This window comes from Pelotalea chapellei, from assembly GCF_018531195.1.
Taxonomy (GTDB): Bacteria; Desulfobacterota; Desulfuromonadia; order Geobacterales; family Pseudopelobacteraceae; genus Pelotalea; species Pelotalea chapellei.
The window spans coordinates 18125-43104 of the sequence record NZ_JAHDYS010000010.1 but is presented as its reverse complement, the minus strand read 5'-3'; the positions used below and the strand labels follow the sequence as shown (position 1 = coordinate 43104).

General features: G+C 51.0%; 24 protein-coding genes and 1 tRNA gene. 8 read left to right on the top strand and 17 right to left on the bottom strand.

Annotation, left to right across the window (positions count from 1 at the left end):
• Positions 1 to 25 precede the first annotated feature (25 nt).
• Together KJB30_RS11585 and KJB30_RS18470 are read right to left on the bottom strand one after the other, a co-directional pair.
• Positions 26 to 1309: a GGDEF domain-containing response regulator gene (locus tag KJB30_RS11585; protein ID WP_214299381.1), complete on the bottom strand. Its 1284-nt coding sequence runs from the start codon at positions 1307 to 1309 to the stop codon at positions 26 to 28.
• Between the two features lie 51 nt (positions 1310 to 1360).
• Positions 1361 to 4192, bottom strand: a complete 2832-nt coding sequence (locus tag KJB30_RS18470; RefSeq protein ID WP_214299372.1) for a sensor histidine kinase — start codon at positions 4190 to 4192, stop codon at positions 1361 to 1363.
• Between the two features lie 186 nt (positions 4193 to 4378).
• Here KJB30_RS18470 and KJB30_RS11575 point away from each other — a divergent pair, with 186 nt between their 5' ends.
• The 3 genes from KJB30_RS11575 to KJB30_RS11565 all read left to right on the top strand — a co-directional run bounded on the left by KJB30_RS11575 (position 4379) and on the right by KJB30_RS11565 (position 6859).
• Positions 4379 to 4903, top strand: a complete 525-nt coding sequence (locus tag KJB30_RS11575; RefSeq protein WP_214299370.1) for a YkgJ family cysteine cluster protein — start codon at positions 4379 to 4381, stop codon at positions 4901 to 4903.
• A 38-nt stretch (positions 4904 to 4941) separates the two neighbouring features.
• On the top strand, positions 4942 to 6117 hold the full coding sequence (locus KJB30_RS11570; RefSeq protein WP_214299368.1) for a class I SAM-dependent rRNA methyltransferase: 1176 nt from the start codon (positions 4942 to 4944) through the stop codon (positions 6115 to 6117).
• Between the two features lie 256 nt (positions 6118 to 6373).
• A complete protein-coding gene (locus KJB30_RS11565; protein ID WP_214299365.1) occupies positions 6374 to 6859 on the top strand; it encodes a YehS family protein in 486 nt (161 codons plus the stop codon).
• Between the two features lie 3 nt (positions 6860 to 6862).
• Here the strand turns inward: KJB30_RS11565 and KJB30_RS11560 are convergent, their stop codons facing one another.
• The gene (locus tag KJB30_RS11560) at positions 6863 to 7114 is read right to left on the bottom strand and encodes a DUF2917 domain-containing protein (protein WP_214299363.1); all 252 of its coding nucleotides are present in this window, start codon (positions 7112 to 7114) and stop codon (positions 6863 to 6865) included.
• Between the two features lie 178 nt (positions 7115 to 7292).
• On the opposite strand from KJB30_RS11560, the gene KJB30_RS11555 reads away from it, so the two are divergent.
• Both KJB30_RS11555 and KJB30_RS11550 read left to right on the top strand, forming a co-directional pair.
• Positions 7293 to 8723, top strand: coding sequence for an aminotransferase-like domain-containing protein (locus KJB30_RS11555; protein WP_214299361.1), 1431 nt, complete (start codon positions 7293 to 7295; stop codon positions 8721 to 8723).
• A gap of 72 nt (positions 8724 to 8795) precedes the next feature.
• Positions 8796 to 11054: a PAS domain-containing hybrid sensor histidine kinase/response regulator gene (locus tag KJB30_RS11550; RefSeq protein WP_214299359.1), complete on the top strand. Its 2259-nt coding sequence runs from the start codon at positions 8796 to 8798 to the stop codon at positions 11052 to 11054.
• 93 nt (positions 11055 to 11147) lie between these two features.
• Here the strand turns inward: KJB30_RS11550 and glgC are convergent, their stop codons facing one another.
• A complete protein-coding gene (gene glgC / locus KJB30_RS11545) occupies positions 11148 to 12380 on the bottom strand; it encodes a glucose-1-phosphate adenylyltransferase (RefSeq protein WP_214299357.1) in 1233 nt (410 codons plus the stop codon).
• Positions 12381 to 12533: 153 nt separating this feature from the next.
• Between glgC and KJB30_RS11540 the strand changes: the two genes are divergently transcribed.
• A complete protein-coding gene (locus tag KJB30_RS11540) occupies positions 12534 to 13550 on the top strand; it encodes a zinc-dependent alcohol dehydrogenase family protein (protein ID WP_246545651.1) in 1017 nt (338 codons plus the stop codon).
• Between the two features lie 27 nt (positions 13551 to 13577).
• On the opposite strand, the gene KJB30_RS11535 is transcribed toward KJB30_RS11540, so the two are convergent.
• From KJB30_RS11535 to KJB30_RS11500, 8 genes are all read right to left on the bottom strand, one after another.
• Positions 13578 to 14333 (bottom strand): SDR family NAD(P)-dependent oxidoreductase, encoded by a 756-nt coding sequence (locus tag KJB30_RS11535; RefSeq protein ID WP_214299355.1) that lies wholly within the window; start codon positions 14331 to 14333, stop codon positions 13578 to 13580.
• 22 nt (positions 14334 to 14355) lie between these two features.
• Entirely contained in the window at positions 14356 to 15243 is an 888-nt protein-coding gene (locus KJB30_RS11530) for a pseudouridine synthase (protein ID WP_214299353.1), read from the bottom strand.
• A 59-nt stretch (positions 15244 to 15302) separates the two neighbouring features.
• Complete coding sequence (locus KJB30_RS11525) at positions 15303 to 15506, bottom strand: hypothetical protein (RefSeq protein WP_214299351.1); 204 nt, start codon at positions 15504 to 15506, stop codon at positions 15303 to 15305.
• A gap of 93 nt (positions 15507 to 15599) precedes the next feature.
• A complete protein-coding gene (gene hisG, locus KJB30_RS11520) occupies positions 15600 to 16475 on the bottom strand; it encodes an ATP phosphoribosyltransferase (protein WP_214299349.1) in 876 nt (291 codons plus the stop codon).
• 44 nt (positions 16476 to 16519) lie between these two features.
• A complete protein-coding gene (hisI, locus tag KJB30_RS11515; RefSeq protein ID WP_214299347.1) occupies positions 16520 to 16900 on the bottom strand; it encodes a phosphoribosyl-AMP cyclohydrolase in 381 nt (126 codons plus the stop codon).
• Between the two features lie 151 nt (positions 16901 to 17051).
• Positions 17052 to 17128 (bottom strand) — tRNA-Met (locus KJB30_RS11510).
• A 105-nt stretch (positions 17129 to 17233) separates the two neighbouring features.
• On the bottom strand, positions 17234 to 17563 hold the full coding sequence (locus KJB30_RS11505; RefSeq protein ID WP_214299345.1) for a hypothetical protein: 330 nt from the start codon (positions 17561 to 17563) through the stop codon (positions 17234 to 17236).
• A 181-nt stretch (positions 17564 to 17744) separates the two neighbouring features.
• Complete coding sequence (locus KJB30_RS11500) at positions 17745 to 17957, bottom strand: hypothetical protein (protein WP_214299343.1); 213 nt, start codon at positions 17955 to 17957, stop codon at positions 17745 to 17747.
• A gap of 333 nt (positions 17958 to 18290) precedes the next feature.
• Here KJB30_RS11500 and KJB30_RS11495 point away from each other — a divergent pair, with 333 nt between their 5' ends.
• Positions 18291 to 18773, top strand: a complete 483-nt coding sequence (locus KJB30_RS11495; RefSeq protein WP_214299341.1) for a hypothetical protein — start codon at positions 18291 to 18293, stop codon at positions 18771 to 18773.
• A gap of 119 nt (positions 18774 to 18892) precedes the next feature.
• On the top strand, positions 18893 to 19333 hold the full coding sequence (locus KJB30_RS11490; protein ID WP_214299340.1) for a hypothetical protein: 441 nt from the start codon (positions 18893 to 18895) through the stop codon (positions 19331 to 19333).
• A 47-nt stretch (positions 19334 to 19380) separates the two neighbouring features.
• Here the strand turns inward: KJB30_RS11490 and KJB30_RS11485 are convergent, their stop codons facing one another.
• The 5 genes from KJB30_RS11485 to KJB30_RS11465 all read right to left on the bottom strand — a co-directional run bounded on the left by KJB30_RS11485 (position 19381) and on the right by KJB30_RS11465 (position 24912).
• Positions 19381 to 20439, bottom strand: coding sequence for an acyl-CoA thioesterase (locus KJB30_RS11485; protein ID WP_214299338.1), 1059 nt, complete (start codon positions 20437 to 20439; stop codon positions 19381 to 19383).
• Positions 20440 to 20552: 113 nt separating this feature from the next.
• A complete protein-coding gene (locus KJB30_RS11480; protein WP_214299336.1) occupies positions 20553 to 21272 on the bottom strand; it encodes a FadR/GntR family transcriptional regulator in 720 nt (239 codons plus the stop codon).
• A gap of 162 nt (positions 21273 to 21434) precedes the next feature.
• The gene (locus KJB30_RS11475; RefSeq protein WP_214299334.1) at positions 21435 to 22661 is read right to left on the bottom strand and encodes an AI-2E family transporter; all 1227 of its coding nucleotides are present in this window, start codon (positions 22659 to 22661) and stop codon (positions 21435 to 21437) included.
• Positions 22662 to 22955: 294 nt separating this feature from the next.
• Positions 22956 to 23591, bottom strand: coding sequence for a response regulator transcription factor (locus KJB30_RS11470; RefSeq protein WP_214299332.1), 636 nt, complete (start codon positions 23589 to 23591; stop codon positions 22956 to 22958).
• Positions 23563 to 24912, bottom strand: coding sequence for a sensor histidine kinase (locus tag KJB30_RS11465; RefSeq protein WP_214299329.1), 1350 nt, complete (start codon positions 24910 to 24912; stop codon positions 23563 to 23565). Before KJB30_RS11465 ends, KJB30_RS11470 begins: the two co-directional genes overlap by 29 nt.
• Positions 24913 to 24980: the final 68 nt, after the last annotated feature.

Genomic DNA, 24980 nt, shown 5'->3' with positions numbered 1-24980 from the left:
CGCTTTTAAGGCAGATTCTTCCTATTCATGATTGATAAAAGCGGTAGGTATTCTTCCCCTGCTGTTTGGCCAGATACATTGCCATATCCGCGTTACGGACAAGAGTATTAAGATCTGATCCATGATCTGGATACACCGCAATACCGACACTGGAGGTTATGTCCACACTGAATTCGTCTATCTCAATTGCGGGGATTAATACATCAAGTATTTTTTCAGCAGCCCGTTCTGCATCGGGCAGCCCCCCTACCGAGCTTTGAACGATGATAAACTCGTCTCCTCCCAATCGGCATATCGTATCATTGGCACGGAACAGGCTCTGCAGTCGTCGAGCCACCTCCTGCAACACCCCGTCTCCCACCCCATGACCGTATGAATCATTAATGAATTTAAAGTTATCCAGATCGACAAAAAGTACCCCCAATTGCTCCCCATTGCGGCTGGCACTGGCCAGAGCCATTTCGAAGCGCGCCATGAGAAGGCTGCGGTTGGCCAGACCGGTGAGATTATCGTGCTGGGCGAGGTTACGGAGATTTTCTTCTGCCAGTTTGCGTTCACTGATATCCGAGAAGATACCGATACGATTAGTTACCTGACGGTGTGAATCGTAAAGTGTGGTGATGGAAAGCCACTCGGGATAGATCCTGCCACACTTGCACCTGTTGATCACCTCCCCCTGCCAGCATCCTTTGGTGGCAAGATCCCTCCACATGTTTGTATAAAAACGGACATCCTGATATCCAGATGAGAGTACCTTCGGTGTTTTTCCCACCACTTCTTTGGGTTGATAACCGGTAATGGAACAAAAAGCGGGGTTCACGGAAATGATTTTATTTTCCGCATCCGTGATCATGATTCCTTCCATGCTGCTTTCGAGTGCTTTTGCCGCCAGCCTGAGCTGGTCTTCAACCCGCAAACGATGCGCACAGTCCAGCAGTGCGGCGTATAATCGTTCGGTTATTACCGGCTTGATAACATACTTATCCACTCCCACATCAATTGAACGCAGCAGATAATCAGTCTGTTCAAAGGCTGTGGTGACAATGAAGGGGACGCTGTGATCAATCGCTTGAATTTCCTTCAGCATTGACAGTCCGTCCATAACCGGCATCTGGATGTCCGTTATGATGATGTCAGGTGCATGATCGCGAAATGCTCTTAATCCTTCTACACCATTGAACGCGGTGAGCAACGTGGCGCAACGACGACGCAAGAAATATTCAAACTGACGTCGAACCTCTTCATCATCTTCGATATAAAGCACGGTGAGAGTTTTGAGATAATCGAGATCAAGATTGTCTAGTTGCATCAATTACTCCTTCCTCGAATTGCAGATTGAACAGCTGATACCGATCTGATTTCAACTGCCTGCCGCAAGCCGGGTGCAGACCCTGAATTCTGCTCCCTCCTCCACATTGCGCGCCGAAATGGTACCATTCATATTACGTTCTATAATCATCTTGGACATGTAAAGTCCGATGCCCGTACCCATTTTCTTGGTAGAGAAATAAGGTTCAAAAATCCTGTCCATGGCATTCTCGGGAATGCCCCCGCCATTGTCTCTTACGGTGACACAGCCCTTTCCAAGCTGTTCGGAAAGTTCTATCTCCACACAGCCGCCCATTGCCCCTCGTGCCAGGATAGCTTCTTTCGCATTAGTAAGCAGGTTAAGCAGCACTTGGGAATACTCGTTGGGAAACCCGTACAACTTCAGGTCATGGTTGGATGTAACCTGAATCTTGATGTTATCGTTTCCAAAGCTGGATTCTACCAGGCTGATAGCTTCATTAACCTGAGTGAGTGCTGAAAAAGGAACCCTTTCCTTGTCAGGCATAAAAAAATTACGAAAGTCGTTGATGGTGGAAGACATCTTCTGGACCAATCTATTACCATCGGCAACCAGCTGCGCCAGACAATCCGCATCCAACTCATCAAATTGATGGGCTTCACGAATGTTTGTCAGGACCATGGCCAGTGCATTCAGGGGCTGCCTCCACTGGTGGGCGATGTTACCGATCATTTCACCCATGGCAGCCTGACGGTTCTGAGTGATCATAAGCTGATCCTTCTCGCGGTTTTTGCTTACCTCCGCCTGGACCATTTGTTCGAGATTGTCATTAAGCAGCTGAAGCTGCTCCTCCATATTTTTCTGTCCGGTGATATCTGACACAAAACCATGCCATATAATGCTGCCATCCTCCAAGCGTTGAGGTCGAGCCGTTCCATACCTCCATTGCAGTCCCTGGCGGGGCAAAACCACCCTGAACTGACATTGCCAATGGTCGAGGGTGCGGGCCGACTCTTCGATCCCAGCCATGACACTTTCGCTATCAGCAGGGTGCAGGCAGTTAAAAATTAATGCAGCGTCCTCACGCACCTCTTCCGGAGTGACTTCAAAGAGATCGCTGATAGCTTCACTGGCATAGGGTATGGAAACACGACCATCGGGAGCCAGTACGAACTGGTAGATGAATCCTGGCAACTGCTGAGAAAGGTTGGTCAGCAAATCATGGCTCCTGCGTAGATCGGTGGTACGTTCCTCAACCCTCTGCTCAAGGCTCTGGGTCAAATTTTCCATTTGCAGGACATGATGCTGCAGCGTAGTCGCCATCTGCTGAAAATTTGCTGTGAGTCCCTCAGCCTCGCTCACCATGGCAGGAGGCCATGAAATGGTCTCACCGGCTACGATTCGATCCGGCAGCTGTTGTGTTATATTTTTCAGCTGCACGAAAATGTTTGCCAGGTATTTGGAGAGCAAACGGGACAAGGCTATGATAACCAAAAGTATTGCGGCAACAATACCCAAGGATCTGATAGTTTTACTGCTTATATTTTCCAGCGACGGCTTCAGTGACGATTCCACGACTACTTTCCAACCACCCACTGCTGAAATTGGCGCTTCGCTCTGGTAATAGGAATTTGTCCATCGTTTCATGCTCCCCCCTTCCTTAAGGTCGGGAACAAGTTGTTTCACCCCTTCTTCCAGAGGCTTGAGCCGACCTTTAACTGGCAGGGTATACATGTCCAGCGGTGTAAGTCCCTCACGGGTGCTGGCTATAACCTTGCCGTGGTCGAGCAGGGTGATATTCAATGGGCGATTGCCAATCAGCTTCCGCAGCATGTCCTGCAATACTTTTATATCCAGCACCCCGACAACCGCACCCTGTATTGTTCCCTCCTTTAACAGCGGGACAGCCAGCGTCAAGCGTGGCCCCGGATCCCCCAACTGCCCCACAAAGAGATCAGTCACAAAAGGACGACCTTCATCCCATAGTTGGCGAACAAAAGGCCGGTGCGCGAGGGAAGCACCAACACCGGAAGAACCATCCTCCAGAACTGCGGGAGAAAAAGTGGTGGCCACCTTATTCCGGTCCAGAACTATTATCCTTTGAAAATCCTGGTTGATACGGAGAACATTTTCTGTAGAGCGCTGCAGTTGAGAGCGGGAAACGGTTGAAGGATCACTGGCCAGACTGGCAAGTGTCTCAATAGCCTGTCGATTGGTGGTGATCCAGAGTAACAGGATGTCGGCCGCCCTGCCTGACATCCTTTGGGTAGTTTCCTGCACCATTCCAAATTCCTCTTTTTGTTCCCTCCGAACATCGAAATAGAGAAATCCAAAAACAGGAAACATGACCAGCAAAAGCATGGACACAAAGAGGATCTGCCTGAAAGAAGGTAGCTGTCTTTCGGGCTGGTTTAAGCGACGCAGGATCAGGTCCAACGTCAGTGCGATCAAGGTGTTGAAGATTCCGTTCAGCCCTTGCTTCATAGCCACAAGTAACGCGCTTTGAGTAGAAAATCCCATTACGTTGTAATACAACAGCCACACCAACACTACGCCGCCGCTGAACCAATAGAAAATATCAGCCAACAACAGATCCCAGCCACGTCGTTTATGAAGCCATCCTGCCCACAGCACTTCTATGGTGAAAATGACAATGGCCCAGGGATGGTTCCAGTGAATCAGCGTGTAGAACGAGGCGATGATACTGGCGACTGCGCCGGCTGCCACCCCATACCGCAGCACCACCAGCATGACGAAGATCGACCCGAACACCAGGTCACAGTCAAAGAAAAGCTCCAGCTTGAAGCGATTGCCCAGTAAGGCGGCAATGACAAGCAGAGCAAACAGCACTACAGACCGGATGTTCATATGAGTTGAAGCAGAAGTTTTATCTACAGTATTCACCTTTTGGGCCCCGGACGAAAGTTGCGGAAGTATTGAATTCAAGGTGACTAACGAGGTAAATCTACGCGATTAATTAGATTATGTAAACAAAACAGTAAGCGCTATCTGTCGAATTCTTACTATCCCGTTAATCTCCATCCTACCGTGGACTTTAACTTTATTAAAATGTGTGCTACCTGTAGAAACATGGAACCATTACTTGAAAACTACCGCCAGCTTGTGGCCCGGGTGGATGCTCTCTGCCAGGAGATTGAATCCATCCTTGGAAAAAGCATCACCTGTTCTGCCGGGTGCAGCTCATGCTGCACATCTATTTCAATTTTCCCTGTGGAAGCTGCTGCACTTGCTTCCGGACTGAAGCGCCTGTCTGCTGAAGATGCTGCCACTATCCACAATCATGTAACACAGGCTGCTAGCGGAGAACGCTGCCCCCTTCTCCACAATAACCACTGCCTGCTTTATCAGTCGCGCCCAATCATCTGCCGCACCCACGGTCTGCCGATCCTGTTCATGGAAGAGGGCCAACAACGAGTAGATTGCTGCCCGCGCAATGATCTGGAACACACGGAGCTGACCGGCTCGACTGTCATTGACCTGGAGCGGCTTAATTCCGTACTGGTGGCTGTCAATGCACTCTTCATTTCTCAGACTGGTGCTGCTGCACAGTCTTCAGAACGAGTTACGATTGCCGAAGCGATAGAAGCCTGTTGACGGGATGCATGAACCATGAAGTAGAAAGGTGATACAGCATGCTTTCCCTGAGATTGAAAAAGAACGAAGACCGCCGCATCAAGTCAGGCCATCCCTGGGTCTTCAGCAACGAGATTGCAAGCATTGTCGGCACACCGGAACCGGGTATGAGCGCCGAACTCCTGGATGCCAGCGGTGCTTACATCGGCTGCGGATACTATAACTCTCGCTCATTGATCGCCTTTCGGCTCCTCTCACGCCAGCGAGTGGACCTGGACAACGTTGATTGGTACGAGCAGCACATACGCGCAGCCCAGATCCTTCGCCAGGCCACCTACCCCAACTTGCGGACTTTCCGCGCTGTGTATGGCGAAAGCGACTTTCTCCCCGGCCTGGTTGTGGACAAATATGGGGAGTACCTTTCCATTCAGATTCTGTCTGCCGGCATGGAACGAAGACGTGATCTGCTTATTGAAGCTTTGCAGCGAGTCTATGAACCACAGGGAATTATCGCTCGCAATGATGTTTCCGTACGCACTCTGGAGGGACTGACGGAGAACGTCGAGGTGCTGACCGGAGAAATTCCGGAGTTGGTGGAGATCGAGGAAAATGGTTTGAAGTTTCTGGTGGATCTGGTTAATGGCCAGAAAACCGGCGGATTTCTTGACCAGAAGGAAAATCACCTGCTGCTGAAGAATATTGCGGCAGGCAGGGAGGTGCTGGATTGCTTCTGCTATGCCGGCAGTTGGGCAGTGCATGCCGGTGCCTTTGGTGCTGACTCTGTCCTGGGGATCGACATTTCGGCTCGAGCAGTGGCCCAGGCATCTCGAAATGCCGATCTGAACGGTCTGTCCGGGCGGGTCAACTTCGAAGAGTGCGATGCCTTTGACCGCTTGCGATCTCTCAAACATGAAGGACGCCGCTTTGGTGTGGTGGTCATGGATCCACCAGCTTTTGTCAAAAGCCGCAAAAACATAGCCGAAGCCACTAAAGGCTATCTAACCGTGAATCGCCGCGCCCTTGAACTGCTGGAGCCGGGTGGCTACCTGATTACCTGCTCATGTTCACATCACATGGGACGCGAACTATTTCGCGACATGCTGACCCAGGCAGCTCGTCAGGCCAAACGCGAGGTGCGCCTGGTGGCTACCTGCTCACAAGCGGCCGATCACCCGGTGCTGCTCTCCTTTCCGGAATCTGAATACCTTAAATGTTTCGTATTGCAAGCGGTCTGATCGCCACCTCCCCTAAGAGGCTGTTGAAATACTCAGGTTGTTCAAAAATAGTCAGATCGTCGCACCCGGAGAAAGCCCTGCGGAGGCAGCCCCCTCTCTATCTCTCCCCCGCTGCGGCCCTCACCCAATCCCTCTCCCTGTGGGAGAGGGATTGGGTGAGGGCCGCAGCGCTACGCCGCACAAGGGGGTTTTCGAGGACGGCGGCGAGATGGCTGTTTTTCAACAACCTTCTAAACATCCAAGACGGAGCCCTCTGATGACAAACAACGACATACTGCGCCGATTTCGCTATGCGCTTGATATCAGTAACGCCACCATGATCGAAATTTTTTCCCTGGCCGGGGGGAAAGTGGATCAGCCAAGCCTGTTGGATCTACTTAAAAGAGAGGAGGAGGTTGGGTATCGTGAGTGCGATGCTACTCTCATGGAGCAATTTCTGGATGGATTGATCGTGCTGAAGCGTGGACGGCAGGAAATTGCTGTGGGACGGCCACCTCAGGCGGTGACAGAATTAAATAACAATGACATTCTTCGAAAGCTGCGGATTGCGTTGGAATACAGAGAGGAAGATATGATCGCCACCATGCATGCGGCTGACGTAACCATCTCCAAGTCAGAACTGAGTGCGCTGTTCAGAGCCAGGGGGCACAAAAACTACAAGGAATGCGGCGACCAGTTCCTCAGGAATTTCCTTAAAGGGCTGACCATCCGTACCAGGAATATCAATCCTGAAGAAGGCTGAATCCTAGCAAGGCGCCAGGCGAATTACGGTTTTCTGCATCAGCGCAGGCTTGCCCAGGTAAAGTTCACTTGTCTGCAAAGCCTCTACAATGGCGCTTTCTCCCCTGGGGAGTTCAAAAACCTTGCCCGGGGCTACCAGATAATCGGCTCCATCTCCCCGGGTTAGCCAGACAGCTCCGCTTGAACAGCGAAGAATCAAACCGGCCTTACCACCATCCAGCCTCATCAACTCACCTTTCCTGAAACAACATTCCATCGCCTGTCCTCCACCTGAGAGTGTTTAATCATGTTAATAATACTACACCTGATGCGGGAATAGGTACAGATACAGCATATTAATTTTGTAACCATAACAGTTATGATGTAGTGTATCTGCACCCACACAAAAAGCATGAAACTGTACCTGTGTAAGAAAACATCTGCGAGAGGATACAATGGCAATGGAGAGCACTCTGCTGTACGAACGTGTAGCGGCAGAAATTGCGGGACTTATTGAGGGAGGCACCTTTCGGGCAGGCAATCGGGTTCCCTCTATCAGGCAATTGAGCAAGCGCATGAACGCCAGTATCAATACTGTCATGCAGGCCTATGCAGTTCTTGAAGACCGCCATCTGATCGAGGCCCGCCCCCAATCAGGCTACTATGTGCGGGCGCGTGCACCGGAAATTTTCGAGCCCGATCTGACGACGCGCCAGATTATTACTCCCGCCACGGTGACCATCAGCGATCTTTGCCAGCAGGTTATCCGTAACATGATGAACCACGACCTGTTGCCGCTAGGCAGTGCCATACCTCACCCACACAACCTGCCGACTGGCAAACTGAACCGCATGATGGCCAGCGAGTGCCGAAGATTCGGAAATCAAAGTGTTGGCTACATGATGCCCCCCGGCAATGAGCGCCTGCGCATCCAGATAGCACAGCGTTCTCTGGTTGCCGGAATAGGTGCCAGGCCGGACGAGGTGCTCATTACCTCCGGATGTGTAGAAGCCGTTGTGCTGGCCTTGCGTGCCACCTGCCGGACCGGAGACACTGTCGCAGTTGAGTCTCCTTTCTATTTTAACTTTTTACAACTGATTGCAGAACTAGGGCTCAAGGCGCTGGAAATTCCGTCTACGCCACGTGAAGGAATCAGTATTGAGGCTTTACGCTATGCCATCGATCACAACCGGATCAGCGCCTGCCTCGTGATTCCCAACTTTGGCAACCCCCTGGGCAGCCTCATGCCCGATGACCGCAAGAAGGAACTGGTGGAACTACTGTGCCAGCACGAAATACCTCTCATCGAGGATGACATTTATGGCGATCTTTACTTCGGGCCACAGCGTCCGATTGCCGCCAAATCCTTCGACCGCACCGGCTCGGTGATTTACTGTTCCTCGTTTTCCAAAACTCTGGCACCAGGGTATCGAGTTGGGTGGGCAATGGCCGGACGCTATCAGACGGATATGGAGCGCCTTAAAACGATGATCAATCTGGCCACCTCTTCGCCGCCTCAATTGGCTATTGCCGAATTCCTGGCAACCGGCGGCTATGATCATCATTTACGCACCATCCAACGCATCCACAGCCGCAACCTCTCCCAGATGGCTGAAGCGGTGGTCCGCTATTTCCCCTCCGGCACCCGCATGACACGGCCGGCAGGAGGATTCATGCTCTGGGTGGAGATGCCGTCGGAAATAGATGCGATCCAGCTCTTTCACCGTGCCGTTGAAAACGGCGTCAGCATCGCGCCCGGACCCCTCTTCTCCCTTACCGACAAGTACCGTAATTACATCCGCCTCTCCTCCGCACTGTGGGACGATCGGGTTGAACAAGGCATCCGCACTCTGGGAACCCTGGCTCACGATTTGCAAACCGGTTGAGGTTAACTGCAGATGCTTGCACACAAAGACAGTAAACGAACGAACTTCAACTTTTAACAGGAGAATGTTCCCATGCCTGTTTTCATTTCTTCACTCTGCCGCCTGACTTTAGCCGGTCTGTTTTTCCTGCTGTCATTGGCCAGTTTTCAGCCGGCTCATGCCATGGAAAAGGCTACGGTACAGCTTAAATGGCTGCATGATTTCCAGTTTGCCGGATACTACGCTGCACTGGAAAAGGGCTTCTATGATCCCACCGGCATCATCTATCACCCAAAACCTGAAAATGACCACGGAGTGTTGCTGGGTGCCATCTTACTGCTCAGCCTGATTACCATCACCCTGACAGGTACTGTGCTCGCGTTCAAAAGACTCAACAACCGGCTGAACAGGGAAATAGCCGAACGAAGAGAAACGGCAGATGCCCTGCAACAAAGCCATACCCTGCTGAACATGTTGTCGCAGCAGGTGCCAGGCATCCTGTTCCAGTCATGTCTTTCACCTGATGGCAGTTTCCAGACACCCTATGCCAGCGGCAAGTCACATGAAATTTACGAACTCTCACCAGCAGAGATTAAAGCCGATGCCACCGCAGTTTTCAGGAGATTTCATCCCGATGACAGGGAACGGATCATGGCGACGATTATGGAATCAGCCAATAAACTGACGCCATGGAAATGTGATTATCGGGTGCTGTTGCCACGCCAGGGCTTGAAATGGCTCTTTGGTACCGCCCTACCTCAAAAACTGGAAGATGGCAGTGTGGTCTGGTATGGCATCGTCATGGACATAACAGAGCGCGTCAGAACTGAAGCAGAACTGCATCGTACGGAATCCAAATACCGCAACCTTCATGAAAGCATGATGGATGGCTATGTTTCCTCAGATATGCAAGGATCTTTGAGGGAGTGGAACGAAACTTTCAGAAACCTTCTGGGATATTCACCGGAAGAGATGTGCGGACTGACCTATCAGAAACTGACCCCCGAGAAATGGCATGATCTTGAAGAGGACATCGTCCGGGAACAGATTCTAACCCGGGGATATTCGGAGGTGTACGAAAAGGAATACCGCTGCAGTGATGGCAGCATTCTGCCGGTCGAACTCCGGGCGACACTTTACAGGGATGAAAGAGGTGAACCGGCAGGTATGTGGGCAATAGTTCGTGACATCAGCGAACGAAAGCACCTGCAGAATGAGAGTCTCAAGATGCAGAAACTGGAGTCTCTTGGCGTCCTGGCCGGTGGAATTGCACATGACTTCAACAATATCCTCACCGGCATCCTGGGCAACATCTCCTTTGCCCGAATGTTTTTAGATTCATCGCATAAATCCTGGAAAATACTATTAGAAGCTGAGAAAGCATCCCGGAGGGCAACGGAACTGGCTCATCAACTCCTTATTTTCTCCAAAGGCAGCCAGCCAATTAAAAAACCGGTATCACCCCGGCAGTTGTTGGATGCGTCCGCTGCGCTGGTGCTGAGCGGCTCCAATGTTTTGAGCATCATGGACATCTCCGACGATCTTCAGGCTTTGGAAGCTGACGATGGCCAGATCAGTCAGGCTTTCAACAACATTCTCATCAATGCTGTTCAGGCCATGCCGAATGGAGGCACCATCACCATAAAAGCAAGGAACCTGGTTCTTAGCAGTGGCAATACCATGGGACTTGCTCCCGGTGCCTATGTGGATTTCACCTTTGCTGACACCGGTTGTGGAATACCCGAAGAAATCCAGAAAAACATCTTTGATCCTTATTTCACAACAAAGATCGGAGGCAACGGACTCGGATTGGCCTCGGTCTATTCAATTGTTACAAAACATGACGGCCACGTAAGCATGCATTCTACTCCCGGCACAGGTACTACATTCAGAATACTCCTGCCTGCAACCCATTGGGCGGCGACGGAATCACCACCAGAACCTCAACTTAAAGCGTCAGGACGAGGAAGCGGGTCTATCCTGGTAATGGATGATGAGGAAATAATCAGGGATTTGGCGGCAGAACTGCTGAGAGAACTGGGGTATCAGGTGCAGACCTGTGCCAACGGCGAGGATGCCGTTGAATTGTACCGGTCAGCCTGGAACAAGGGGACTCCGTTCTCAGCCACAATAATGGATTTGACCATACCAGGGGGCATGGGAGGCAAGGAGGCAGCACAACAGATCCTGGAGATAGATCCCCAGGCATGTCTGGTGGTTTCCAGCGGCTATTCGAATAACCCGGTCATGGCAGAATATGCCCGCTTCGGCTTCAGCGCCACCCTCAGAAAACCTTATGACGTAGCCAGTGTGGCCCAGGTGCTGACTGACCTGGTTGCGCCCATATCCTGAAACATTCTTTGTGAACTAAAAAAGACAATGACATGTGGGTATTTCCACGTGCCATTGCCTTTGATGCTTCTCACGTTACTTATTCCAATCAACTTACTTCGTCACCACCACGATACCCGACTCAGTTACATCATATCCCCTGGCCCGGTCCTGATCGTGGTCATACCCAATGATAGTGCCATCAGGAATAACGATATTCTTATCAATGATTGCACGCTTGATTTTAGCATGCCGACCCACTGAGACATTTTCAAAGAGAATGGAATCTTCAACCAGGCTATAGCTGTGCACCTTGCCGCGCGGACCGATGATTGATCTGCGAACCGTCCCGCCACTTGTGATGCAGCCGGCACAGACATACGAATCTACATTCTGTCCGCGGCGAGCATCATCATCAAAGACGGTTTTGGCAGGGGGCAAATTACCCTGGTTCGTCAGGATCGGCCATTTATAATTATACAGGTTCAGCTGCGGATCTACGTGGATCAGATCCATGTTAGCCTCATAATAGGAATCAATGGTACCCACATCCTTCCAGTAGCCCCGCTCCTCCGGCTTCATGCCGGGAATCAGATTGTCATTGAAATTGTAGGCAAAAACTCTGTCCCCGCTCTGCAACATGGCCGGTATGACATGCTTTCCGAAATCCAGATCAGCGTGATGTTTTTTCCCCTCCTGGAGCACCTCGATCAACTTGCGCACAGAAAATATGTAATTTCCCATGGAGGCGAAACAGGTATCTCTACCCGGAATTTTGACCGGCTTATCAGGCTTCTCCGAAAAGTTGGTCACCCGGTAATCATCATCTACGGAAAACACGCCGAAACGCTTGGCCTCTTCTGTAGGTACTTCAAGAGCGGCGATAGTAATATCGGCCCTGTTCATGCGGTGGTATTCGATCATCTGGCTGATGTCCATCTTATAAATGTGATCACCACCGAAAATAGCCACGTATTCGGCATCAGAAGACTCAATGAAACGCAGATACTGAAAAATGGCATCTGCAGTACCCTTGAACCATTCTTCACTTTCACTGCGCGTTTCAGGTGAAATGGCCACAAAAAATTCTCCCAGACCGGTCCACTTTGCCCAGGATTCACGAATATGCTTCATTAGCGAATAGGCACGGTACTGGGTGAGTATGTAGACCTGCTTGATTCCGGAGTTGAAGAGGTTGCTAAGAACAAAGTCTATGATCTTGTACTTGCCGCCAAAAGCTACTCCCGGTTTTGGTCTGGTAATGGTCAACGGGCTGAGACGCTCTCCCTTGCCTCCTGCCAGTACCATGGCTATGGTGTTTCGCGTACTGTTGCTCGTCATGAACATTCGCGTTCCCCTCCTGGAATGAATTATAATTGAGTATTAAATACTAGATAATATTAGAATAAATACAAGTTTTTATTAAAATGTAAATTGAAATTGCACCACAGAGGGGTATGTTTATGTATCAAGTCACCATGTAAAAGAAAGGCATTGATTATGACTCACAATACCCAGATGCATGCCATGGTAATGGAGCGGGCAGGCGAACGGCTCAAACTGGAAAGGATTGCAATCCCCATACCTGGATCGGGCGAGCTGTTATTGAAGGTGCAAGCCTGCGGCATCTGTCGGACCGATCTGCATGTGGTGGATGGAGAGCTGACTGCTCCAAAACTTCCGTTGGTGCCTGGACATCAGATTATCGGGCTGGTGCAGGAATGCGGGCAAGGGGTGATCGGGTTTCAAGATGGCGATCTGGTGGGGGTTCCGTGGCTGGGAGGCACCTGCGGGGAATGCGAATATTGTGTGTCAGATCGGGAGAATCTGTGCAATCGGGCCATTTTTACAGGGTATCAACGCAACGGTGGTTTTGCCGAATATTGCACCGCCGATGCCCGTTTCTGCTTTAGTATCCCGGAAGATTATCTTCCCACCCAGGCGGCTCCACTTTTATGTGCCGGGCTGATTGGCTATCGCTCTCTACGCATGGCTGGCAAGGGAAAAAGACTGGGAATTTACGGATTCGGGGCAGCGGCACATATCGTGACCCAGGTGGCTGTATGGCAGGAGCGCGAGGTCTACGCCTATACTCGTGAGGAAGATACTACAGGTCAGGAGTTTGCCCGGTCCATGGGTGCCTGCTGGGCAGGCAGTGCACTCGAACCGCCTCCGGTTGAGCTGGATGCGGCCATCATCTTTGCACCTGCCGGAGAGCTGGTGCCACTGGCACTCCAGGCTGTCGGCAAGGGGGGCGTGGTAGTCTGCGGCGGCATCTATATGAGTAATATTCCTTCATTTCCTTATGAACTACTATGGGGGGAGCGCAGCATTATTTCCGTAACGAACCTGACGCGCCGCGACGGCGAAGAATTTCTGGAACTGGCCCCACGCATACCGATCCGCACCGAAGTACAGGTCTTTCCTCTTGATCAGGCCAACGAGGCACTGGATGCTTTGCGGTCAGGCTGGATCACAGGCGCCGCCGTGCTGGTGCCCGACACAGCGGACGTTTAAGACTTCCCGTCCCAAGCCCCTGATCCCCTAGCTTCTGTTTATCGCAAACGGACCCCAGGCCTGATCAATGGACATGAGCTCAAGGGTGTTGACATTGACATGCCCCGGACGGTCCACCACCCAGGCAATGGTTTCAGCAATATCCTCTGCTGTTAAAGGCTCGGTACCGGCATATACCTGGGCAGCCTTTTCTTCATCCCCCTTGAAGCGCACAGTGGAAAACTCCGTCTCGGCCATACCTGGCTGAATGCAGGTCACCCTGACTCGCGTGCCAAGCAGGTCACAGCGCAGATTGCGTGAAAACTGGGTTACGAACGCCTTGGTGCCGCCGTAGACATTGCCTCCCGGATAAGGCCAGGCTCCCGCGGTGGAGCTGATGTTGACGATATGCCCGCTGTTGCGAGCAACCATGCCGGGCAGAATGAAGCGGGTACAGTACATCACCCCCTTGATGTTGGTATCGACCATGGCCTCCCAATCTTCCAGGCGGGCGTCCTGAGCAGGTTCCAGCCCCAGTGCCAGGCCGGCATTATTGACAAGTACATCGATATCACGGAAATCCACAGGCAGTGTTTCTACTCCCCTCCGCACCGCTTCAGGTTCGCGCACATCCAGGGGGAGGATATGAACGGCGTTGTCTGGAAATTCCTTCTGCAGTGCCAAAAGCGGCTCAACGCGCCGAGCTGTCAAAACCAGTCGATCCCCTCTTCCTGCGAACAGGCGGGCGCTGGCTGCGCCAAATCCGGCTGATGCACCGGTAATAAAGATGGTCTTGCCATTCATAAATGGTCCCTCCTGTAGTAATTTATTCGCCTGCCAGTTGAACAACGCTTTTTAGAAGCACATCAACTGCGATACCCCGTGCCGTGCAAAGATCGATCAGCTCTTGTGGCAGTGGAGCGCAGACGATCAGCGGACCCGTTTCAGGACGAGGCAATACGGTGCGGAAAGAGTGCAGCGCGAACCCGCTGTAGCCAGGGACTTCTCCGCCATTGTAACGTTTGTCACCCATCACCGGATGACCGATTAGCTCCAGGTGACGCCTGATCTGATGCATGCGGCCACTGATGGGGGTCACCTCCAGCAGCGAGCAGCCTTCGCCCTCCAGCAAAATCCGATAATGTGTTTCAGATTCCTTGTCATCCAGCGGAACGTTGATGGTACCGCCATCATTATCCGGAACCCCCATCACCAGCGCGAGATAAAGCTTGTCCAGACCCGTTTCCTTGACATGACGACCATAAATGCCGGCATTGCTCGAACTCTTGGCAAGGATAACTGCACCGGAGGTACCCCGGTCAAGTCGGTTGACCGGATACAACTTGCAGGGGGTGCCGCGATCGGACATATAACTGAAGCCCAGGTCCACAAGATTTGCCTCCCTTTCCGCAGTCTGATGCATCGGCAGTCCGGGAGGCTTGTTGGCAACAATGATTTGGTCATCCTCGTATAGGATATCAAGAACAGGACGCTTTTCTGCAATCGACTCGCAGGTTGCAGCACTCTCTTTGAGCGTGATGCTGTCATTAACGAGCAGAAATCTATCCGGGACGGCCGCATGTCCATTGAGTTTTGCGGCGCCGCTTTTGATCAGCTTGCGGGCATAACCGGCCGATGCCTTTGGCATGAGCGTACGCAGGAAACTTTCCATGCGGCGCGTATGGTCAATAGGAGTAACAGTGAAAGTGAGCATGGTTACCGTGGGGGGAAATCTGTAAACGACGTGAGGGGGCAGGAAAGATCATGATCAGATCATTCCTGCGGTGCTAATCCATGATCTTTCATCAAATTTCTGAGTGATCGGTCATAGGTCCGCTCGCCGGCCGGGGTAAACATGCAGCCGGTAGCTTCGCCGCGTCCACGGTGAAAGGAAACACACTGACAGCAGTTACCTTTGCGGGAACAGGCTGGAGTGTAGGTACATTTGCAATCATCTCCGGTACGTGTACAGGCCATGGGATCTCCGTGTGTTTATAGATTAAAACCTGGAAGCTGCTTCACTACAAAGACACAAAAGGAAGCATCTTTGTAGTGAAATGGAATTCAGGGTTAGATGATCTTGTTCAGGGGGTATTCGATGATGCCCTGTGCCCCAAGCTTGATCAGCTCCGGCACAATCTGGCGCACTTCCTTTTCTGACAGGATACTTTCAATGGAAAGCCAGTCAGAATTATAGAGATGCGACACAGTGGGAGTCTTCAGGCTGGGCAGCATGCGGGTAATTAGTTCAACCTTGTCGGCCGGAGCGTTCATTTTCAGACCAACCATTCCCTCGGCTGCAAGTGAAGATTTGAGAAGAGTCGCAATTTGCTCTATCTTTTCACGCTTCCAGGGATCAGCCCAGGAAGCCCTGTTGGCCAGCAGCACCGGCACTGATTCCATAAGTTCACAAACGATACGCAGGCCATTTGCCTTGATGGTTGATCCGGTTTCCGTCACCTCAACAATGGCATCGCATAATCCGTCAACAACCTTGGCCTCTGTGGCCCCCCAGGAAAATTCGACGTTCACCGGAATATTGCGTTCAGCAAAATAGCGCTTGGTAAAGCCAACCAGTTCGGTTGAAATGGTGGCGCCGCGAAGATCTTCAGGCCCCTTGACTGCGGAATCGCCATTGACAACCAGCACCCAGCGGGCGGGTCGGCGGGAAACTTTGGAATATACCATCTCACATACTTCGACAACGTCAGCCTCGTTCTCGCGCACCCAATCACGGCCGGCAATCCCGGCATCGATGGTGGCGCGTTCCACATACCTGCCCATTTCCTGGGGTCGAATCAGCTTGCAGTTCATCTCGGCGTCATCCACACCTGGGAAGTAACTGCGTGAAGAAATGGAGATCTGCCAACCGGCTTTTTTGAAAAGATCTACAGTAGCGTTTTCAAGACTTCCCTTGGGGATACCGAAATTAAGAATGTGAGACATTGCACGGCTCCTTCATTTGAATTACCAGAGGTAGGGTGATCTATTTATTTCTTCTTATAGACGTCATCCGGATTAAACAACGGATTTGAATGCTCAACCCATTGACCATTCTCCCACTTCACATAAAAGCAGCTGCGGTTTCCGGTATGGCATGCGGCAGGGCCGTTCTGTTTCACCTTGATCACCACCGTGTCGGCGTCACAATCAGTCAACACCTCCATCACATCCTGAGTGTTGCCGGATTCCTCACCCTTCATCCAGTACTTGTTGCGGGTGCGGCTGAAGAACCAGGTCTTGCCATCTTTTAGGGTGAGGTTAAGGGTTTTTTCATCCATGAACGCAACCATCAATACGTCGCCGGTCTCATAGTCCTGAATCACGGCCGGAATAAGGCCGCCCATCTTGTCAAAATCGATTTTAATCACATGCTTCTCCTTGCAATAAAAGGTAACAGGCGGGGAAGTATAGGGTCTAAGGCATTGAAATGCAAGCGTGACTCTGCAGGAACATGTGTAATTGCTAAAAAAAAAGCCCTGATTTCTCAGGGCTTGCTTTCCGGTATGCCGGACTTATAAATGGTGGCAGTGCAGGGATTCGAACCCCGGACCTAGCGAATATGAGTCGCTTGCTCTAGCCAACTGAGCTACACTGCCAAACTTGAAAAACTGGGGGAGAGAGAGCCAAAAAAAGAGACTTGATTAAATAAACGATTCTCCTGACCGTGTCAACAAAAAAGGTGTTGCATATCCCTGAAAAGCTCACGACTGCTTGTTATCTTTTACATGCAGTTGGCAGTGCAGACATTTTCGGAAATACAGAAGGGTCATGCCGTTCATGTGGAAATAGTTGCCGCACCGGGGGCAAACCGCCAAGGCAGAATACAGCATAACCGCAACCATAATCACCACCCAGATTCCAAAGGCAGTGAGCATGCTTTTAGGTGCGAGCTGCTGCATGACCCACATTATCGGAATATAGATGATAAGACTTCCAAAGAACATTTTGCGCCGTTTAAGCAATTGAGCAAAACGTGCCTTGTAAAGAGCTGGATCTTCTTGCTGATCTGGTTGGATATTCTTATCTTCCATGGTTTCCGCTGCCGCCATAGGCCCTGGACATTCTGAGTATTATGAAGATGATGTATTTTTCACACATTATCATTCTTTCTTCATCATTTCCAAGCAGGTAATGTTTCGGGAGTCCTTAAACGCCAACGGAGCGGGTACACATTGGTACCAGCTCCGTTGGCATTGAACAAAATTATTTTGTTCAGGCTTTTACATCAGCTTCCGTTTTTCCTACAATACCTTTGACCAGTCCGAAGAACATAAGTGCTGCAGGAACAACCTGTGCTGCCACTATAAGTGCGCAGAAGCCGAGAAAGATCCAGACAAAGAGGCCGCTATTATCTACATGTGCCGTTGAGGCTGCGAACGCTGTTGCCGGGGCGATGGTTGCCAGTAACGTAATAAGTGCTCTCATGACATCCTCCTCTATCTGGGGTTGGTTTGTGTGCTTTTACTGTATGTATAGCATTAGACATGCCAAATTTATTTTTTACAGTTTAAATTCAATAACTTGTTGTAATTATTGCATTTAACTTAAAAACAAATCAAATTGGCTCAATTATTACAAAAACGGGTGTATAGGAACCATATACAATAATGAGAAACCATAAAAACCCAAAGATCCGCTCCGGAAGCGGCCTCACAGGGCAAAAATGCTTTTCACACCCATGTACATTTAATTTATTTTAAACATTAAATCTCAAGCAGGAATATAGGTAGCTCCATAAAAACTGTAGAGACGGTCATAATGCTTGTTCCTCTTGTGCTGATCGGCTTAACCCACAAATGGGTAGCATGTCGTGGATCTTTGCTCCTGATGATCTCGAACCTCCCAATGACGATCATGCATGAACTGGCTCACTTCACAGTTGCACTGCTACTGGGCGGAAATCCTTCTGCCATCAGCATCTGGCCTGTAAGGAATGGTAAACGCTGGCAATTAGGAAACGTTACATTTCGACCCACCGTCTTATCGACAGCCCCTACTGCTCTTGCTCCCCTTTTGTGGCTGATTGTTGGTGGATATCTGCTGCTGAACAAAAACGGACTGGCTGAAGGATCGTTGGCATGGCTCTGCGGGATTTACCTGTGCGCCTATGTCTGCATTTCTGCAAGCATCCCGTCGACTCAGGACATCCGGATCATCTTGAGAAATCCCATGAGTCTGATGGTATGGGCTTCTGTCTTCTATTGCCTTGTACATTTTAGCCTTCTCCTGAGCGGAGAGTAGAACAGCGCCCTCAGCCAACGACGGGGCATTGCCTTAATCAGAATCCAGCGTAAGCTTTAGTCATATCGGGTATGCGTATGAGGTTGTGAATCCAAAGTGAGGGAGTTGGGGAAAAAACCATGACTGATATTCCCATACACATGAAGCGGCTTTTTTCCGGCTTCATCGCTGGATTTCTTGCCACAATGGTCTTTCACCAACTGACGCTGGAAGTACTATGGAAGCTCGGCATTGCGCCGTCGGCTCCCTTCTCAATGGTGCCGACCCAACCGTTCATGATTCCTGCGACATTGTCACTGGCGTTTTGGGGAGGAATATGGGGAATATTATTTGTGCTGGTTGAGAGGAAATTTCCACAGGGAGGCGGATACTGGCCGGCTGCCTTTCTGTTCGGAGCCATCCTGCCATCCATTGTTGCCCTTCTGATTGTATTGCCTTTAAAAGGTCGCCCTATGGGTGGTGGCTGGAAACCATCATTTCTCTTGACGGTCTTTGTGGTTAATGGAGCATGGGGCGTTGGGACAGGCCTCCTGGCGAGAGTTTTGCCCCCTCGTCGGTAGCCCCCCGCTCACCCCATGCTAAAAGGTTAAATCTCACCAACTCCGGGTCAATCGAGCCTCTGACGATATGCGTTGAGAAAGCGGGCATCCTCTGCATAGGTAACCGGATAAATAAAAGGCACGGGTTGCGCCTGCATTTCATGATCAACATTGCGGAAAGTAAACAGGCATGAGTTGGAGAGCGCCTTATCATCAGCATTGCGACCGAATCGTTCAATATCCGACTGCACAGTGATTGTCGTTTTTCCGGTAAAAACCACCCGAGCTGTAAATTTAAGCAGATCTCCAAGTAGCACCGGCTGATTGAAATTGATCCGGTTCACCTGACAAGGAACCGCCCGATCCTTGGCCACCATTTCCGCAGCAATTGCAGCCAGTTCATACGCCTTTCTGATCAGATAACCACCAAAAACCGTCTTGGGTACATTTTCCTGCTCCGGATAAGCTCTGTAGGTCGACTCCAGCACCAACTCTCCAGCCCTTAATCCTGTAAAATCAGGAGATTCCTGCTCCTTGTGCAGTTTTTTAAGGAACAGGTATTCATCAAGGGAGGGCATTTCCTCAGCTTTTGCCAGGCCTTCACGGTATGCCTGCCGACGCAGTTCCGCCTTATTGTACCTCTTGAGTTCCACATCCTGCTCGTATGTTAACGGCGGCAACTTGAGACTCTTGGCCTCATGGGAATCGGTCGAGCGGGCCACCATGGTGAAATAACAGGTGGCAAGATGGCTTGATCCAGCCCCAAGACATTCAACGCGAATACCGACTTCCATGGATGATGTGCCGACATGATTTATCTGGGCTGAAAAAATCAGGTCATGATTGGTATCAGCCGGATTTCTCAGGACAATGTTGTCGATGGCGGCTGTTACTACACGGGCGTCGGGGTAAAAACGGTGTACATACGCCAGAGCCGTATTCTCGGCCACCTTGTCGAGCGTTTCCAACAATTTGCCAAAACGGATGTTGCCGACCATTTCACAGTCCCTGGCAAGAAAACGCCGCCCCAGAGCCGGATCAGTGGAAAAAGGGAGCACAAAGATGTATCTCGTATCACGGGGAGTCAGAGGCTTACTATCGCCCGGCAGAGTGTTGTTTGTCGGCATGGTGTAGCTCCTTTGCGCTTTTTCCATTACTTTTTTTAGATCAGGAATCATTGCAACAATAAAATAGATCCGCGACAACTATACCGTATACCTCACCTTTTTCATAACCTGGCTCAATCTTCCTGGGTGCGAGCAAGATAGGCAACACTGCGCTGTTCTGCAAAGGTCAGGTGATCGTGCATGGCTATCCGTGCACCCTCACTGTCTTTAGAACGAATAGCTTCGAAAATGCGCTTATGGTGACTGAAGAGCAGATGGTGGTCTTCACTCGTGAGATACACGGCGCGCCAGACACTTTTCTGAAATTCCTGCATCGCATCGAACAGGCTCTGCATCAGGTGCAGCCAGACGATATTTCGTGTGGCACGCGCGATGACGATGTGAAAATTTGCATCCAGGTCTTCGGAGGGCTTGAGACCATTCAGGTTCTGCTCCATACCGGAAATGATCTCCCCCATCCGGGACACATCCTCGGGCAGCGCCCGCTGAGCTGCATAAAATGCGGTCCAAGACTCCAACCCCTTACGCACCTCGATTACATCAAGCGCACGCTCCTGTTCCTGACGAATCAGGTCAGACAAGGGGTGTCCCGCTTTGTCCATCAGGGACATGACAACGGTTCCCCCTCCCTGATAGGACATAACCAGCCCGGTGGAAGAAAGATTATTAATGGCCTCACGTACAGAAGGGCGGGATACGCCAAACATCTCCGCCAGTTCCCGCTCAGGTGGCAACTTGTCTCCGGGAGAAAACTCACCCGCAAGAATGGAGGACCGAATTTGATCGGCTATCTGGGTTGATACTTTTTTGGGTCGTATGGGCTGGAATTTCATAGGGCCTGTATCTTAAGTAGAGTTTATAAAGAGAGGTTATTTTTACAGCATCTCGTGCCGCCTTGCAACCATGACAAAATGACGAACAATGAAAGAGGCCATCACTATGATGCGCCTCACTCATAAGTCCCTCATGGTTAAGAGTAAAGAACGCGTCCTTTCCTACCCGGGTGCATCTGTTTTTGTCAGAGTGTTTTCTTCCTTGTGGCGATCAGTAGCGATTTCAACAGCGATGGCAGCAGCCTGCTCGGCGGGCATGCCTTCGGCCCGACGTTCATACTCCTCTTCACCTCGGTCGTCACGCTCCCTGATTTCCACATCTTCTGCCTGCTCCTGCTGCCCAGGCAGTTCAACGCGAAGTTCCTCAATCAGCATTAACACCGCCGCTGCCACCGGTAGAGCCAGAAGCGCTCCGACCATACCGAGCAAAACACTTCCCGCCAAAAGCGAAAAAAGGATCACTGAAGACGGGAGACGCAATGCGCGCCCATAAATCCTGGGCAGAATCACACGGCTTTCGAATTCCTCGTACAAGACCATCAGCACGAGCACGACGATAATTATAGTGGGGCCGTGGGGAAGCGCTGCCGACACTGCGGCACCAACGGAAAGCAAAGCGCCGATATAGGGAAGGACATCAACAGCGCCCGCAAATACTGCAATGGCCAAGGCATTTGAAACACCGCAGGCTTTCAGAAGCAAGAACACGAAGATGGCCATGAAGGCGGAAGTGATCACCTGTCCGCGGATGTAACCACTGACGATGGTTTCCAGATTTAGCATGACCCGGGAAAGCCGGATGTGATGACTCCTGGGCACCACCAGGAACAGTCCTCCGCGCAGCCGGTCGCGGTCGATCATGATATAAAGCGCCAGGAATATGGAACTCAAGATGTACGCGCAAATCTCGATGGCCCGAGTGGAGTACTCGTAGGCATTCGAGGCGGCCATCCTCACAAGATCTCCGGAGTGCACGTTGCGCAGCAGTTCCGCCAAAGGGTTTGTCAGATTGGACCCAGCCAGCCATTTTGCCAATCGAGACCGCAGGGCTGGCTCCAGGTCAAGAAGGGTCGTCACCTGGGCCATTAGTGTTGGAATCGTCAGGGTAAGGATGAGAACAGCGACCATGGTGAGCGCAGTGAAAACGATTCCTATGCCCATTCCCCTGCTCATCCGCCGCTCTTCGAGCCACCGGACGGCTGGGCTTATTGTGCCAACGATAATGAGAGCCGCAACGAGGACCAGAATCACCGGCAGAAGTCGGTTCAGCACCCAGAGGCCAGCCACGAGAATCAGCAAAGCAACTATGGCGACGGGAGATGGTTCAATTCGAATAACAGGGGAACGGTATTCTGTATCAGTGGATGGGGCGGGTTTTTGATTCAGCATGATGTTGTATCCTTCCGGCGTCAACACCAGCCAAGTCCCGGCCGGTGCGGACTTCGAAAGTACTGCTTGGCCGATTTTTTTCTGTAGCCCAGGAGCCTGTCGGACCTCTAGCCATTTTCTATCGACTTTAATAAGCAGCCAAAGACCAAAATCAAATGCCAGGGAGGCCTGACCTTCTTGGTTTTCGTATCTGCCAGCTGCCGGGGCGAAGACATCGAGGAAGGCACCTTTTCAAACTATCTGGGAAGAGACAAAGGGGGCGAGAGAATTTGATTGTTTTGCCTAGGCAGACCTTTACACCAGGCAATTCTCGATGGCGAAACGCGTCATTTCACTGTTGTTTTTCATGTTGAGTTTTCGAAGGATATGGCTGCGATAGGTACTTATGGTCTTGGCGCTCAGGGCAAGTTCGTCGGCGATACTGCCAACCGTTTTACCGGAAGCGATCATGCACAGCACCTGGTATTCACGGTTTGAAAGCGTATGCTGGATCTCTATCTGAGTAGGTTCGCCCAGGCCGCAGATCATGGCCTCCGCCAGATCTGCACTGACATATTTTTTGCCCAGTGCAAGCTTGCGCAGGGCATCAAGCAATTCGCTGACCGGACTCCCCTTGGTCATGTACCCGGAAGCCCCTGACTTATAGGCCCGGAGCGCATACTGCTCTTCCGGGTGCATACTCAGAATGAGGACCGGCAGCTTGGGCCTGACCTTTTTCAGCTCTACCAGAGTGTCGAGCCCGTTCCTCCCCGGCATGGAAATATCCAGAATTACCAGGTCATAATCGTTTTCCTGCACTTTTTGCAACAATTCCTGGCCCGTGCTCGCCTCATCCGTAACAACCATGTTCTCGGCTGACGAAATCACCTGCTTCAGACCTTCGCGAAATATAACGTGATCATCAGCAATGATGATTTTCTTGAGTGACATACGATGTCTCCTTTGGTGTGACTGGCGCACGGACAAACAGCGCAGTTCCTTGTTCTGAAGAGCCGAAGATCCTCATGCTACCCCCGATGATAAATACCCGCTCCCTGATGCCTATCAGTCCGATGGATTGAGGAGAGGCAATTTCCTCTGAAGTGATTCCCCTTCCATTATCGCGGACCGTGAGACTGTAATATCGACTCCGCTGCACCAGCTGCGCCTCCACTCTCGTGGCCTGTGAATGTCGCTGCACATTGGTCAGCGACTCCTGAAAAATCCTGAAGAGTGCTGTTGCCACATCGGGATGAACACGATTTTCCAGTAGCAGAACATTTATTTTGCATTCTATTGCGGTTCGTTTCTGAAAGTCCTGGCTTTGCCACTCCAGGGCGTCGGCCAGACCAAGCACATCGAGCATCGCCGGTCGCAGTTCAGCTGAAATACGCTGTACGGTCTTAATCCCCTCTGCAATCTGAATCTCCATTTCTCGTGTCTTGGCGACAAGATTTTGGTGATTCGAATATTCACCGGCCAAAAATGATACTCCCAACTGGACGGAGGCAAGCAATTGTCCCAACTCATCATGGATTTCACGGGCAATCGCCTTGCGCTCCTCCTCCCGGATGGACTGCAGGTTGGCTGTAAGGTTACGCAGCCTTTTCTGAGAATCCAGCAGTGTTTTTTCCAGTTTTTTCCGGTTCTCGATTTCCTGGACCAATTGACTGTTAAGCGCCAGCAACTCCGCGGCTCGAGTCTGTGCCTCCAACCGCTTGCGCTCGGTGATATCGATAATAACGACCAGACATTCATCAGCGGTAGCCGAGGCCATGGCCACAATCTGCACGGTGGTGGGTGACCGGAGCCCTCTTGGATGAATGACAACCTCACAATGAGCTTTTTTCTGCTGACCATTGAACGCTGTGGCCAGCATTTCATCAAAAAATGCTGTGTTGTTATCGGAGACAAACTGGCTCAGACGAAGGTTGATTAATTTGGAGCGCTTTTCCCCTAGGAGAATGGCGCCGATCACATTTATGCGCTGGATAGCACCATCCCGGTGGAGGGTGCAATAACCGACCGGTGCAAAATCATAAAGCTCGGTGTAATTCTCCAGTACCGACTCAACTTCATCCCGGGACTGGCGAAGCTCCGTATTTTGCAATTCCAGTTCGATCTGACCGATCTGCAACTCATGCAGAACGCGCCGTTCAACATCTTGAGAACTGGCAGTCAACTCCGTTTCGTCCGCCCGCACAGACACTTCAGCCTTGCCTGGTAGTTCCACTGCATCTGCCGGCTGAATCATGTCATTTTTCTTTCCCATTGTTACCTTCCATTTTGGATACTCTTTATGCTCCAGATTGTGCCCGGGGAAAATACGCGGGTGTCTGA